Origin of the sequence: Bradyrhizobium erythrophlei, assembly GCF_900129505.1 — a bacterium.
Lineage (GTDB): Bacteria > Pseudomonadota > Alphaproteobacteria > Rhizobiales > Xanthobacteraceae > Bradyrhizobium > Bradyrhizobium erythrophlei_D.
Genome location: NZ_LT670818.1, coordinates 3770930 through 3784650, shown reverse-complemented (window position 1 = coordinate 3784650; position 13721 = coordinate 3770930). Strand labels below are relative to the sequence as shown.

The 13721-nt window shown below is 65.0% G+C and carries 14 protein-coding genes and 1 pseudogene; 7 read left to right on the top strand and 8 right to left on the bottom strand.

Annotated features, from left to right (window positions below; genetic code table 11):
• Positions 1–3: 3 nt before the first annotated feature.
• From B5525_RS17460 to B5525_RS17445, 4 genes are all read right to left on the bottom strand, one after another.
• Positions 4–840 carry a lysophospholipid acyltransferase family protein gene (locus tag B5525_RS17460; protein WP_079567117.1) on the bottom strand — a complete coding sequence of 279 codons (837 nt, stop codon included), beginning with the start codon at positions 838–840 and terminating at the stop codon, positions 4–6.
• Positions 837–1082 carry a DUF4170 domain-containing protein gene (locus B5525_RS17455; RefSeq protein WP_079567116.1) on the bottom strand — a complete coding sequence of 82 codons (246 nt, stop codon included), beginning with the start codon at positions 1080–1082 and terminating at the stop codon, positions 837–839. The genes B5525_RS17460 and B5525_RS17455 overlap by 4 nt, the downstream gene beginning before the upstream one ends.
• 90 nt (positions 1083–1172) lie before the next feature.
• The gene (locus B5525_RS17450; RefSeq protein ID WP_079573479.1) at positions 1173–1952 is read right to left on the bottom strand and encodes a 3'(2'),5'-bisphosphate nucleotidase CysQ; all 780 of its coding nucleotides are present in this window, start codon (positions 1950–1952) and stop codon (positions 1173–1175) included.
• Between the two features lie 25 nt (positions 1953–1977).
• Positions 1978–3378 carry a TldD/PmbA family protein gene (locus tag B5525_RS17445; RefSeq protein ID WP_079573478.1) on the bottom strand — a complete coding sequence of 467 codons (1401 nt, stop codon included), beginning with the start codon at positions 3376–3378 and terminating at the stop codon, positions 1978–1980.
• 297 nt (positions 3379–3675) lie between these two features.
• Between B5525_RS17445 and B5525_RS17440 the strand changes: the two genes are divergently transcribed.
• Entirely contained in the window at positions 3676–4200 is a 525-nt protein-coding gene (locus tag B5525_RS17440) for a DUF6101 family protein (RefSeq protein WP_079573475.1), read from the top strand.
• 12 nt (positions 4201–4212) lie between these two features.
• On the opposite strand, the gene ubiA is transcribed toward B5525_RS17440, so the two are convergent.
• The 3 genes and pseudogenes from ubiA to B5525_RS17425 form a co-directional block, all read right to left on the bottom strand.
• Entirely contained in the window at positions 4213–5151 is a 939-nt protein-coding gene (ubiA, locus tag B5525_RS17435) for a 4-hydroxybenzoate octaprenyltransferase (protein WP_079567115.1), read from the bottom strand.
• Between the two features lie 10 nt (positions 5152–5161).
• On the bottom strand, positions 5162–5830 hold the full coding sequence (locus B5525_RS17430; protein WP_079573473.1) for a hypothetical protein: 669 nt from the start codon (positions 5828–5830) through the stop codon (positions 5162–5164).
• A gap of 35 nt (positions 5831–5865) precedes the next feature.
• Positions 5866–6186, bottom strand: a pseudogene (locus tag B5525_RS17425) (hypothetical protein); the annotation flags it as partial.
• A 297-nt stretch (positions 6187–6483) separates the two neighbouring features.
• Here B5525_RS17425 and B5525_RS17420 point away from each other — a divergent pair.
• From B5525_RS17420 to B5525_RS17395, 6 genes are all read left to right on the top strand, one after another.
• Entirely contained in the window at positions 6484–7245 is a 762-nt protein-coding gene (locus B5525_RS17420; protein WP_079567113.1) for a 16S rRNA (uracil(1498)-N(3))-methyltransferase, read from the top strand.
• Positions 7246–7415: 170 nt separating this feature from the next.
• The gene (locus B5525_RS17415; protein WP_079573471.1) at positions 7416–8588 is read left to right on the top strand and encodes an ATP phosphoribosyltransferase regulatory subunit; all 1173 of its coding nucleotides are present in this window, start codon (positions 7416–7418) and stop codon (positions 8586–8588) included.
• Entirely contained in the window at positions 8585–9562 is a 978-nt protein-coding gene (gene hisG / locus B5525_RS17410; RefSeq protein ID WP_079567112.1) for an ATP phosphoribosyltransferase, read from the top strand. Before B5525_RS17415 ends, hisG begins: the two co-directional genes overlap by 4 nt.
• Positions 9563–9640: 78 nt before the next feature.
• Positions 9641–10699, top strand: a complete 1059-nt coding sequence (locus tag B5525_RS17405; RefSeq protein WP_079567111.1) for a glycosyltransferase family 2 protein — start codon at positions 9641–9643, stop codon at positions 10697–10699.
• Positions 10696–11538 (top strand): ChbG/HpnK family deacetylase, encoded by an 843-nt coding sequence (locus B5525_RS17400; protein ID WP_079567110.1) that lies wholly within the window; start codon positions 10696–10698, stop codon positions 11536–11538. Before B5525_RS17405 ends, B5525_RS17400 begins: the two co-directional genes overlap by 4 nt.
• Before the next feature lie 121 nt (positions 11539–11659).
• Complete coding sequence (locus B5525_RS17395; RefSeq protein WP_079567109.1) at positions 11660–12532, top strand: DUF2076 domain-containing protein; 873 nt, start codon at positions 11660–11662, stop codon at positions 12530–12532.
• Positions 12533–12607: 75 nt separating this feature from the next.
• On the opposite strand, the gene B5525_RS17390 is transcribed toward B5525_RS17395, so the two are convergent.
• Positions 12608–13453 (bottom strand): L,D-transpeptidase, encoded by an 846-nt coding sequence (locus tag B5525_RS17390; protein WP_079567108.1) that lies wholly within the window; start codon positions 13451–13453, stop codon positions 12608–12610.
• Positions 13454–13721: the final 268 nt, after the last annotated feature.

Below are 13721 nucleotides of genomic sequence, written 5' to 3'. Positions count from 1 at the left end.
GAGTTAGCCAAGGCTCTTGTTCTCCGGAAGGCTTTTCTCCGAGAGGCTTTTCTCCGGAAGGCTGTTCGTCGGCAGGCTTGCGTTCGAAGGACTTGCCTTCGCAGGACTTGCCTTCGCAGGGCTTGCCTTCGAGGGACCTGCCTCCGCCCGCCCAAGCTTCTCGTAGGCGAGACGGGTCGCCTCGTTCAAATAGGCCTCCAGCTGCAGGCGCAATCTTTCCATGGTCTCGGCGTCGGCGTCCGGCGGCACGTGAACCGGTGCGATTCCCACCAATGCGCCTCGCCCGAATGGCAAATTGATGGTGGTGCTGTCCCAATTGCGCAACCGGACGAATCGGCTGGTCGCCATGGCGAAGGGCATGATCGGCCGTCCGGATTCCCGCGCCAGCATGATGATGCCCATCCCCGCGACGCGTGCGCGCTTCGGCACATCCGCGGTCGAGGCGACGTTATAGCCCTCCGCGAGCGCCTGCACCATCTCCCTGAACGCGCCGACCCCGCCCTTGCGGTGAAACGCGCCGCCATGATCGCCGGAGCCACGGATGGTGCCGATGCCGAGCCGTTCGGCGGCGATGGCGTTGAACTCGCCGTCGCGGTGCCGCGAGATCAGCACCTTGGCGAGATGGCTCTCCTTGGTCTTGATGAACGGCGTCAGGAAATGCTGGCCGTGCCAGAACGCAAAGATCGCCGGCATCTGCGGCTCGACGATGTCATAGACGTTGGCCGGATCGAAACTGAATCTGTTGGTCAGCCAGACCAGCCGCAGATACTCGGCCGCGAGAAATCCCACAGCGCGCTGGACCCAGCTGCTGCGCAGCGCATTGCGAAGCAGCTTTTTCAACTGGCAGGCTTCGTGTCGTGACCCGGGTCGAGCAGCCGATGGAGGTGGACGATGAAATAGCGCATGTGGGCGTTGTCGACGGTCTGCTGCGCCTTGGCCTTCCAGGCCGTGTAAGCGGTGGCGTAATTGGGGTAGACGCCGACGACCTCGACTTTATCGAGATCCCTGAAGGTCGTGCCCGTGAGGTCGGTCAGTTCGCCTCCGATGACGAGATGCAGCAATTGCTGGGCACTATCTGGCATGATTCCTTTTCCCAATGTGGTGCCCGGCAGGCAGGTTTCCGACGCAAGTCCAAAGCCGCTCAGGGTTCCAAAGACGCTCAGGGTACGCGTTCAGGGCAACGGATGGCTTCGAAAATGCTCGACGATGCGTCCATGACGATCCCGTCCCGCTGCCACCAGCACCCCATGCGCCACTTCCCGGCGATTGTAGAGGATCGGATCCCCCGAGAGCGCGGTCATGTTACCATTCGCTTCCTGCACGATCAAATTGGCCGCGGCAAGGTCCCAATCGCGGCTTTGACCGCCGGCAAAAGCGGCATCCAGGCTGCCTTGCGCGACCCGGCACAGCCGAAGCGCCAGCGAACCGATTCGCGGGTGCAGGGTAATTTCGCCCGGCGACCGGTTGAGTCGCTCGACCAGCGGCTTCGGCCCGGCCAGCCGCGAAAAATCCAGTTCGGTGCCCGATGTGGCATAAACCGGGACATTGTTGCGCGTAGCCCCTCGTCCGCGCGCGGCAAAGAAGAATTCCCCGCTGGCCGGCGCGAATACGGCGGCAAGCACCGGCGACGCATCCTCGACCAGCGCCACGCTCACGCACCAGTCTTCGCGGCCGGCGAGATAGCCGCGGGTGCCGTCGATCGGATCGACGATCCAAACCAGCCGTTTCCCAAGCCGCTTGTCGTCGTGGGCGCTTTCTTCCGACAGCCAGCCATAACCCGGCGTGGCGGAGCGCAACCGCTGCTCCAGCAGGTCGTTGACCGCGATATCGGCTTCCGACACCGGCGACGACGCGCCCTTGGTCCAGTTCTTCAGTTCGGTGCGAAACAGCGACAGCGCCAGCGCGCCGGCCTCCTGCACGGTTTCCCTCAGCAGGGCGGCGTCGCGATTCATCAGATCGTCGCGCCTGATGCCGGTGCTAACGTCCGCCAAGCGTCAATCCCTCGATGCGCACGGTCGGCGCATTGACGCCGTAGCGGAATTCCAGATCGTTGGCCGGCGCCATCGATTTGAATATCTCGAACAGATGGCCCGCGATCGTCACCTCGCTCACCGGATAGGTGATCTCGCCGTTCTCGATCCAGAAGCCGGACGCGCCGCGGCTGTAGTCGCCGGTCACGCCGTTGACGCCGGAGCCGATCAGGTCGGTGACGTAGAATCCCTGCTTGATGTCCGAGATCAGTTCGGCCGGCGTCGGCTCGCCGGCCTCGAGGTGGAGATTGTACGGTCCGGGCGAGGGCGACGACGATACGCCGCGATGGGCGTGGCCGGTGGTGACGAGGCCGAGTTCGCGCGCGGTGGCGCAGTCCAACAGCCACGTCGTCAGCACGCCCTCATCGACAATGGCGAGCTTCTTCACCTTGACACCCTCGGCGTCGAACGTCTGCGAGCGCAAGCCGCGAACGCGCAAGGGATCGTCGATGATGCGGATGTTCTTCGCAAACAGCTGCTGGCCGAGACGGTCTTTCAGGAAACTGGTCTTGCGCGCGATCGAGGCGCCGTTCACCGCGCCGACGAGATGGCCGACCAGCGAGCCGGAAATCCGGGGGTCGAACACCACCGGGACCTTGCAGGTCTCGACCTTGCGCGGATTGGCGCGCGCGACCGTGCGCTCGCCCGCCTTGCGGCCGACGCTCTCGGGCGAGGCGAGATCGGCGGCATGCGGCGCCGACGTGTAGTCGTAATCGCGCTCCATGCCGGTGCCCTCGCCCGATATCGCCGTCATCGAGATGCCCTGGCTCGAACGCAAATAAGAACCGTGGAAGCCGGTGGAGGTCACCAGCACCATGCCGCCAATTCCGGTCGAGGCCGAGGCGCCGCCGGATTTGGTAACGCCCTTGACCGCGAGCCCGGCCGCTTCCGCTTCGCAGGCGCGGCGTTCGAGTTCCGCCGTCGAGGGGGTCTTGGGATCGAGCAGATCGAGATCCGGAAAATCGCGCGCCAGCAATGCCGGATCGGCGAGACCGACATATTTGTCGTCGGGCGCGACGCGCGCCATCGCGACCGCGCGTTCGGCCAGCCTGGCGATGCCGTCGCCGCTGACGTCGTTGGTCGAAACCACCGCCTGGCGCTGTCCCACCAGCACGCGCAATCCGATATCGTCGCCTTCCGAGCGCTCGGATTCCTCGACGCGCCCGTCGCGCACCTCGACCCCGTGCGAAACGCCGCGCACCGCGACCGCGTCGGCGGCGTCCGCGCCCGCGCGCTTGGCCGCCTCGACCAGCCGCTCCGCCAGCGAGCTCAGGACGGATTGATCGAACAGGCCGGAATTGGTGGCGTCGGATGAAAGCGGCGAAACGACAGATGGTGAAGAGTTCACGAACAAAATCCCGGCGATGGAGAAAGGATTGGCGCAAGCCCGGACGCCAATCGCGGAACACACCAGATGTGCCCGATTCACAGGGATTTCAAGCATTTTCCCGCGTCGAAAGCCAAAGATTTTCGATTATGCCGCAAGGTCTCGTCAATCATGTCGGCCAAGCTCTTGTCAATCATGCGGGCGGATGCAGTGCAAGTGACGCCTGATTAACCAGCCTTTTTAAGCGATTTCGTAAGCCGCTCTGGCATGCTCTCGCACGTCGACCGGGAACATAATCCCGGCGGGGAGATAAGGGCCGTGAGGCGTCAAACAGCAACAAGCGGGATCAACCCCGCCGGGTCGAGTCGCGCGTTGCGGCTCGACCCTCTTTCCCTGCCCGTCCGCTTCGAAGCGCACGATATCCGTGCCGACGGCGGCGTGCGGCACATCGAACTTGATCGCGAACGCATCGTGCTGCGCCGTGCCCTGCACGGCATGCAGATGGCGATCAACCTTCGCGTATCCGACTTTCTCGGCGTGGCCCTGCGCGGCCTCGACGAGGCCCAGCTGCTGGTGCTGGTTCATCGCGATCCGTCATTGACGATCCCGCTATGCGTCTCCTCCGACAGGGAAGAGATCGCCGTCGCCTGGCAGATGTGGAGCGACATCTTCGCGCTCCCGCTATTGCCGGAGGACAAACTGCGCGAACCGGCGGCACGGCGACGTCGTCACAACGCCATCCGCGCGCGGCGGCCGAAATTTTTGGTGCGGCGGCGTGCGGGCGATTTGCTCAACCTGGCCAACCTGCACCGAAACGAACGCGAGATCATCGCGCGGGATTGACGCTGCCTGAAACTAGACGAACGCCGCCCGCAACACCGCGTCCGCGAGCAGACCTGCAAACAGCAGCAGCCCCGCATCGCGGTTGGATCTGAAGATGCGCAGGCACAGAGCGGGATCGCCGATCTCAAGGCGCGAGATTTGCCAACCGAGATGGATGGCGAACGCGGCAAGCCCGAGCCAGGCGGGCAGGCCTGCGCGGGCCAGCGCGAGCGCCGCCCCGATCAGGACCACCGCAAGAGAGTAGAACACGATCAGCGCGGCTTGCGTGCGCGCGCCGAACAGAAGCGCGGTCGATTTGACCCCGATCAGCGCGTCGTCCTCGGCGTCCTGATGCGCATAGATGGTGTCGTAACCGATCACCCAGCAGATCGAGCCGGCGTAAAGTGCTGCCGCCGTCGCATCGATGCGGCCCAGCGTCACCGCAAATCCCATCAGCGCGCCCCAGGAGAATGCGAGGCCGAGCACGATCTGCGGCCACCAGGTAATGCGCTTCATGAACGGATAGACCGCGACGATGGAGAGCGAGGCGATGCCGGTCAGGATGGCGAAGCGGTTGAATTGCAAAAGCACCGCCAATCCGACCAGCGCCTGAACGACCAGAAAGACAAGCGCCTGCGTCACGCTCACCTGCCCCGCCGGAATCGGGCGCGACCGCGTCCGTTCCACCCTGGCGTCGAGATCGCGATCGGTGATGTCGTTCCAGGTGCAGCCGGCGCCGCGCATGACAAAGGCGCCGACGAAGAACAGCGCGACGACGAGGGGCAACCGGCCGATGTCGTGGGCGACGCCGGCGGCGAGCGCCGCCGACCACCAGCACGGGATCAGCAACAGCCACGAGCCAATCGGCCGGTCGAGACGCGAGAGACGCAAGTACGGCCGCGACCATCGCGGCGCATGGCTGTCGACCCAATTGCCGGTGGAGTCAGCAACGCGGCCGGCCGCGTCGCTCATGCGATGCCGGTCATCGGGTGAGGACGTTGCCGTTCAGGGTATCGAACGTGCTGCCGCCCTTTTTCGTGGCCGTGGCCTCCGGCATAGCGGCCGACGAACCCAGCACGTCGCTCAGGCTCGGGCCGGCCGGGCCTCTTTGCTGAGCCTGCTGCGCCACCGCGCAGACCTGCTTCTGCATCTTCTCGGTATTCTTGTGGCCGGCCTTCAACTGATCCGAAATCTGCGGCGGGATTCCGCATTTCGCCGCGTGGGTCTCGACATATTTGATCATCTTGATCTCGGCCTGGCCGAAATTTCCGATCAGCTTGCAGGCTTCATCCGGCGGCGCATGACGGTCGCTGGCGACCTTGATCAATTTGCCGCGCTTCTCCGCCTCTTCGCGCAGCGGCAGGAATCCCTTCATGCACTCGTCGCTGGGACCCGCCTGCGACGGAGGCGCCGGCCCGCGCTCGAACGCCGAGCCGGCGACTGGGGCTGCGCCGGTCACCGGAAACGAACTGGAAGGGGGAGCGCCGACCGAGGTGGACGGGGCTGCGCCGTTAACCGGCGGAAATGCCGGATCGTTCTTGATGACGCCTCCGCTGGGCAGCGGCGCCGGAAACGCGCTTTGCGCCAAGGCCTGACCGGCATGGGCGATCACGATGGCCGCGGCGAGCGGCACAATCAGGCGGCGGATGATCAAATCTGTTTCTCCGGCAAGGTCCAAAAGTCTCCCGTCGGGCCTGCAGGTCCCCTTCCCTGCACTCGCTGCGCCATTGCGCAGACCTTTTTCTGCATTGTCTCGGTGTTCCGGTGCCGGGCCTTGAGCTGGTCCGAGATCTGCGCCGGGATCCCGCACTTGGCAGCGTATGATTCCATATATTTTATCATCTTGGTTTCGGCTTGGCCAAAGTTACCGATCAGCTTGCAAGCCTCATCGGGAGGCGCATGGCGATCGCTTGCGGCCTTGATCAGGGTGCCGCGTTTCTCCGCCTCCTCACGCAAGGACGCAAATCCACTCCTGCAGCCCTCCGCCGGGTCCGCCTGCAACTGCGGTCTAACGAATTCGCCTTGGGCACAGGCCTGACCGGCGCAGACGCTCACGACGCCCACTGTCAGCGGCACAATCAGGCGGCGGATGATCAAGGCTGTTTCTCCGGCAAGGTCCAAAGATCCCCCAAGCGTCTTCCCGATGGAAGAGCGATTTCCGATGAGGCTATTTACGATTCCTGCCGGTTCTTAACAACCCGTGGAATTTGGCGAGAGCACGGCGTTGGGCCGCGATTGGACACCATTTATTGGGTTAATTGTCCTCCTTTGGGCTAAAAGGCCGCAGGAACTGGACCATCGAGCATGCCTCAAAACGATTTTCGTCAGCCCCGGCTGTTCGTCGATGCCGCGCTGGCGACCGGCGAAACGGTCGCGCTGGAGCACAGCCAGAGCAACTATCTCGGCAATGTGCTGCGGCTGGCCGCCGGCGATACCATCCTGGTGTTCAACGGCCGCGACGGCGAATGGCAGGCCTCGATCGCGGGCCGCAAACGGCCCGACAGTCTCAGCGTTGTCGCATCTACAAGGCCGCAGGACCGCCTGCCCGACCTTGCTTACGTCTTCGCGCCGCTCAAGCACGCCCGGCTCGACTACATGGTGCAGAAAGCCGTCGAGATGGGGGCAGCGGTGCTGCAGCCGGTTTTGACCCGCTTCACCCAGGCATCCAGGGTCAATGGCGAGCGGATGCGCGCCAATGTCATCGAGGCCGCCGAGCAGTGCGGCATCCTGAGCATTGCCACCGTTGCCGAGCCGGTGACGCTCGATCGCTTTTTGAGCGGGCGCGACGGCCAGCGCCTGCTGGTTTTCTGCGACGAGGCCGCCGATGTCGCCAATCCGGTCCGGGCGCTGCAAGCCCAGCTCGCCGCTGGAACCGGAATCGATGTCCTGATCGGTCCCGAAGGCGGGTTCGCCGAGGAAGAGCGGGCGGTCCTGACGCGACAACCACGAACCCTGATTCTGTCGCTGGGGCCGCGGATCCTGCGCGCGGATACCGCCGCCGTGGCGGCGCTGGCGCTGGTCCAGGCCGTGGTGGGCGACTGGACCGGTAACCATGTAGGCGGATAGTTTGCGAGGATCGTTAAGGCACTTGACCGATCCTTGGCCTATCCTTGGCCTATCCTTGGCGGTCCTTGGCTATCCTTGGCCGATCCCTGTCGAAACCCGACGGCAGCCGTGCTAAGGGGCTGCGCCAGCTCAAGCTTTGGTAACCGTTTTCGGACGATTTGGACTTCGAGATGACCCTGACCGCCGCCCCTCGTGCGACCGGATCCGCCGCATGGGCGGACGCGCTGCTATTGTCGTTCGCCCAGGCCGGCTACGTCCAGGCGGAGCCTGCGATCCTGCAGCCGGCCGAGCCGTTTCTCGACCTCTCGGGCGAGGACATCCGCAAAAGCCTTTACCTCACCACCGACGCCAACGGCGAGGAGCTGTGCCTGCGCCCCGACCTGACCATCCCGGTGGCGCGGGATTACCTCGCCTCCGACCGCTGCGGCCAGCCGGCGGGATTTTCCTATCTTGGACCGGTGTTCCGCTATCGCGGCGGCCGGCCGAGCGAGTTCCTGCAGGCCGGCATTGAATCCTTCGGACGGCAGGATCGCGCCGCGGCAGATGCCGAGATGCTGGCGCTGGCGCTGCAGGCGACCCTGGCGTTCGGCGTCAGCGACGTCGAAATCCGCACCGGCGATGTCGCCCTGTTCAACGCGCTGATCGATGCGCTCGGTCTCTATCCGGTATGGCGGCGGCGGCTGATCAAGGATTTCAACCGCAAGATCTCTCTCGAGCAGGATCTCGGGCGGCTGACGCTCGCGACCGGACCCGGCCGCAACGAATACGAGGGCGTGCTCGCCGCGCTCGCCGGTTCCGACCGCAAGGCGGCGCTCGCGCTGGTGACCGACCTGATGTCGATCGCCGGCACCACCAATGTCGGCGGACGCACGGTGGCGGAAATCGCCGACCGCTTCCTCGAGCAATCGACGCTGAAGGGCGGCGCCCTGCCGCGCGACGCGCTCGGCATCATCAAGCGTTTCCTCGCCATCGCCGGCGACCCCAACGACGCCATCGTGCAACTGCGCGCTTTGGCCAGCGACGCCAAACTCGACATCAACGCTGCGATCGATCAGTTCGAAAGCCGCATCGGCTTCATGGCCGGGCGCGGCATCGACACAAAGGCGACGCGGTTCTCCACAGCTTTCGGGCGCGGCGTCGATTATTACACCGGCTTCGAATTCGAATTGCATGCCAAGGGCAACGGCCTCGAACCGCTGGTGGCGGGCGGGCGCTATGACGGGCTGATGACCCAGCTCGGCGCGCCTTCCCCGATCCCCGCGGTCGGCTTCTCGGTCTGGGTCGAGGCGATGACGAAAATCGGCCGCAAGCCCGGCGCGAGCGGAAGCGGGAGCTCCGCATGACAACGCCATTCGTTCTCGCCGTTCCCTCCAAGGGCCGGCTGCAGGAAAACGCGGAAGCGTTCTTCACCCGGGCCGGGCTTGCGTTGGCAAAGCCGCGCGGCGCCCGCGACTATCGCGGCACCATCGCGGGCCTCGACAATGTCGAGATCGCCTATCTCTCGGCGAGCGAGATCGCCTGGCAGCTTGCGCGCGGCATGGTGCATCTCGGCGTCACCGGCGAAGATCTGGTGCGCGAAAGCATTACCGATGCCGACAAGCGCGTGCTGCTGATCGACAGCCTCGGCTTCGGCGGCGCCAATGTCGTGGTGGCGGTGCCGCAGGCCTGGATCGACGTCCGCACCATGGCCGATCTCGACGACGTCACCACCGGCTTCCGCGCCCAGCATAACCGGCGGATGCGGGTGGCGACCAAGTACATCAATTTGACCCGGACCTTCTTCGCCTCCCACGGCGTCGTCGACTACCGCATCGTCGAGAGCGCCGGCGCGACCGAAGGTGCGCCGGCGGTCGGCACGGCCGAGATGATCGTCGACATCACGTCAACGGGCGCCACGCTCGCCGCCAACGGTCTCAAGGTGCTCGACGACGGCGTCATCCTGCGCAGCCAGGCCAACCTCGTGGCATCCAGGGACGCCGACTGGTCGAGTGAGGCCAGAGAAACCGCGCGCGTCATCCTCGACCACATCGCCGCACGCGCCCGCGCCAGCAAGTATCGCGAGGTCCGCACCCGCTTTGCCGGCTGCGACGCCGCGCTGCTGGCCGAAGCCCATAACCGGTTCGGCGTGGTGTCGCCTTTCGGCGGCCCGACCTCTTCCGGCATGGTCACGCTGCACTGCCCACCGGCGCAGCTTTACGCGCTCGGCAGTTTTCTTCGCGCGCACGGCGCCGACACGGTGTCGGTGGCGTCGCTCGACTATGTGCTCGATCGCGACAATCCGCTGTTTGCCAGACTTGAGGCATTCCTGCGGCAGTGAGGCGCAGCCGCGCGGCCTTATCCCCGTGGCGACAAAGCGCAGCAATTGCCATATGTAGTGGGGATTGGAACCTGATCGATGATGCTGGGTACGGATGTTTCTAGCCTGTCCACCACCGCGGCCACCGCCGCGGCGCAGGGGCTGTCGATCGTCGTGCCCGTCTTTAACGAGGCGGCCGGACTTGCGCCGCTGCATGGACGCTTGACCGATCTGGCGAAGGCGCTGCGGCAGCGCTACGGGCTTGCCTGCGAGGTCGTCTATGTCGATGACGGCAGCACCGACACCACGCTTGCGGTCGCGCGCTCGCTCGAGGCCGATGCGCTCGACGTCCAGGTAGTGTCGCTGTCGCGCAATTTCGGCAAGGAAGCCGCCCTGATGGCGGGACTGGACCATGCCCGCCGCGGCGCGGTCCTGTTCATGGACGGCGACGGTCAGCATCCGCCGGATCTGGTCGAGCAACTGGTCAGCCACTGGATCGATGGCGGCTACGACGTAGTCTATACCGCCAAAGCGCATCGCGACAATGAGTCGTTTCCGCGGCGGCTTGCCGTGCACGGCTTCTACGCGCTGATCAACTGGGGCGCGCGGCAAAAAATCCCCGAGGATGCCGGCGACTTCCGCCTGCTGTCGCCCCGCGCGGTGGCCGCGCTGCGGCAATTGCCCGAGCGCAACCGCTTCTTCAAGGGGCTGGCAAGCTGGATCGGCTTCCGACAGATCCGCGTCGACTACGAACCCGCGGCACGCGCGCACGGCATCACCACCTTCAGCCCCGGCCGGCTGATCGGGCTGTCGATCGAAGGCCTGACCTCGTTCTCGGTGGCGCCGCTGCGTTTTGCCAGCCTGCTCGGGGTGGTGCTCGCGACCATCGCGTTCCTGTTCGGGCTTTCGATCCTGTGGGAGACCTTCACCACCGGAAGATCGGTTCCGGGCTATCCCTCGCTGGTAGTCGGCCTGATGACGATCGGCGGCGTGCAGCTCATCATGATCGGCATCGTCGGCGAATATATCGGGAAGATTCTTTCCGAGCTGAAGGCGCGTCCGATCTATTTCGTCGCCGAACATTCGGACAAGCGCGCCGACGCCAAGGAAGGCAGCAAGGAAAGCACGGGCGCCGGCGAAAGGACGGCCGCCGAATGAGCGACGCCGCGCCGCGCCGCATCTGGCTGTGTGCGGACGATTATGGTCTCAGCCCCGGCGTCAACCGCGCGATTCGCGATCTGATCGGACGCGGCCGTCTCAACGCGACATCGGTGATGGTGGTTGGACCTGCGATCGGCCGCGACGAAATCGCAGCACTTCAGGCCGTCGTCGCCAACGGTCCACGTTGCGCCATCGGCCTGCACGTCACCCTGACCGCGCCGTTCCGCCCTCTGACGATGCATTTCAGGCCGCTCGACGGCGGCATGTTCCCGGGCTTTCCGAAGCTGCTGCGCGCGGGCCTGCTGCGCCGGCTCGATCCCGAGATCATCCATGCCGAACTGATGGTGCAGCTAAAGGCCTTCCGCGATTGGTTCGGCCGGGCGCCCGACTTTGTCGACGGCCACCAGCATGCGCAGCTATTCCCGCAGGTGCGCGACGCGTTTCTGACGGCGGTGAAGACGGCCGCGCCCGAGGCCTGGGTGCGCCAGGGCGGGCGAAACCAGCCGCTGGCCCGGCGGCTCGGCACGCCCAAGGCGCTGGTTCTGGACCTGCTGAGCGCGCAGTTCCGCCGCCGCGCCGCGCAGGCCGGGATCGCCTTCAATCCCGGTTTCGCCGGCGCCTATGATTTCACCAGACGACCCGATTTCGGCGCCCTGATGCCGCAGTTTCTCGACGGGCTGCCCGACGGCGGCCTGATCATGTGCCATCCCGGCTTTGTCGATGAGACCCTGATCAGCCTCGACCCGCTGACGACCCATCGCGAGCACGAGCATGCCTTCCTCGGCGGCGAGCAGTTCCCGCGCCTCCTGGAGGCGAATAAAGTTACGTTGGGCTGATCGCCCGGCCCGCTCCGGGACGCGTTGCAGGACACATAAATTTAATCGGACCCCACACTACTGGCGACATAAAGCCCCCCTACATCAGGCGCCTGCGCTTTCGGAGCGAAGGAGAGAATCCATGACACCGCAAGAACGCCAGATGATCGACGATCTTTTCGACCGGCTCGCCAGGCTGGAGGGTGCGCCGCGCGATCCGGACGCGGCCTCCGCGATTGCGCAGGGCCTGCAGAAAGCGCCCAATGCGGTTTACGCGCTGGTGCAGACCGTTCTGGTCCAGGACGAAGCGCTCAAGCGCGCCAGCAGCCGTATCCAGGAACTGGAGGCCGGCGGCGCGCCGTCACAACAGCAGTCCGGCGGGTTTCTCGATTCGATGCGCGATGCCGTCTTCGGGCAGGACCACGGACAGAATCAGCCGCACGGTTCGGTACCGAACGTTCCGCCGCCCGCCAGCCGTCCGGTATGGAACAGTGGCCAAGTGATGCAGCAGGCCCAGTCGCCCGGACGTTATGACCAGGCGCCGTATGGTCAACCCTCCTATGGTCAGCCTCCCTCCTACGGTCAGCCGTATGGCGCGGCCCAGCCGCCCCCCCTCGGCGGTGGCGGCTCGTTCCTTGGCACCGCAGCAGCCGCGGCGGCCGGAACGATCGGCGGATCGCTGCTGCTTGGCAGCATCCGCTCGATGATGGGCGGTGGCCAGCGCGGCTTCGGCGATGCCGCAGGTCTCAATGCGGGCGTTGGCGACAAGGCTGCAGGCGCAAGCCCCTGGAGCGATCAATCCGGCAGCACTTTGGCGCGTGACGCCGGAGTTAGCGACGTCGGTTCATCGGCAAATCGCGGCGACGACAATTCGCGCGCCGGAATGCTGGATACGGCCTCGAACGATGATCAGACATCGAACGATGACCAGACATCGAACGATGACGACGACCGCGACGACATGGATCTGGATTCCGACGACTTCGGCAACGACGGCGACAGCGATTACGCCTGAGCGATTTTTCGGACGGTACCAATCAGAACGGCCGCCCGATCGGGCGGCCGTTTCGTTTTCTCAGTCGCAAGGCGATCAGATCACGACGACCCTGGCGCCGACATTGACGCGGCCGTAGAGGTCGATGACGTCCTCGTTGCGCATCCGGATGCAGCCGGACGAGACGTTGGTGCCGATGGTCCAGGGCTCGTTGGAGCCGTGGATGCGATACAGCGACGATCCCAGATACATCGCGCGGGCACCGAGCGGATTCTGCGGGCCGCCTTCCATGTGCCGCGGCAGATCCGGCCGGCGCACCAGCATCTCCGGCGGCGGCGTCCAGTCCGGCCATTCCTTCTTCGCGGAGATCGCCTTGACGCCCGACCAGGTGAATCCGGGCTTGCCGACGCCGATGCCGTAGCGCAGCGCCTTGCCATCGCCCTGCACCAGGAACAAGAACTTGTTGGGCGTATCGACGACGATGGTGCCGGGCCTTTCCGTGCCGTGATAGTCGACGAGCTGTTTCTCGTATTTCGGGTCGAACGGCCGCTGCCGGGGATCGCTGGCCTCTTCCTGCTGCTCCGGCTGCGGCAGCAGCGCGCCCTGCGGCTGGTACGACGGTTGCTGCTGATAGCCGGGTTGCTGATAGCCGGGTTGTGGATAGCCGGGCCGTTGATAGAGCGGTCGCTGATAGTCGGGTTGCTGCTGATAGCGCTCGCCCTGGTTCGGTCCGTCGCCGAACAGAAACTCGATGAAGCCGCCGCCCATATTGAAGCGCTCGGCATAGACCACCCGCACCGGCGCGGGCGGCGGCGCAGGTTGATCGGCGTAGATCACGGTCGGCTCGCCGACGGCCGCGGCTTCGATAGCCTGCGCCTGATGCAGTCCGGCGCCGAGACAAGACGCGCTCGCAAGGAGCGCAAGAGACATTCTTTTGAACATCGACGTACTCTGTACTGTTTCGTCTTGTTGAAATTGTCCTTGCCGGGCGCTCGCTTTCGAAAGCGCCCCTGCACGCCACCAACTAAAATCAAAACCGCGTCGGTTTGGTAAACAGAATCGGCTTTTGGATTCACCATCCCGCCAACTGGACGCGGTTTTGACCGGTAGCGTTTATTTTCGATGAACGATGGCCGCCCATGGTTAATCGTTGATGTGCGGCGGCAAACCTTGCACTCGACAACAGTTCCCGGCGTGAACCCGATGTTAA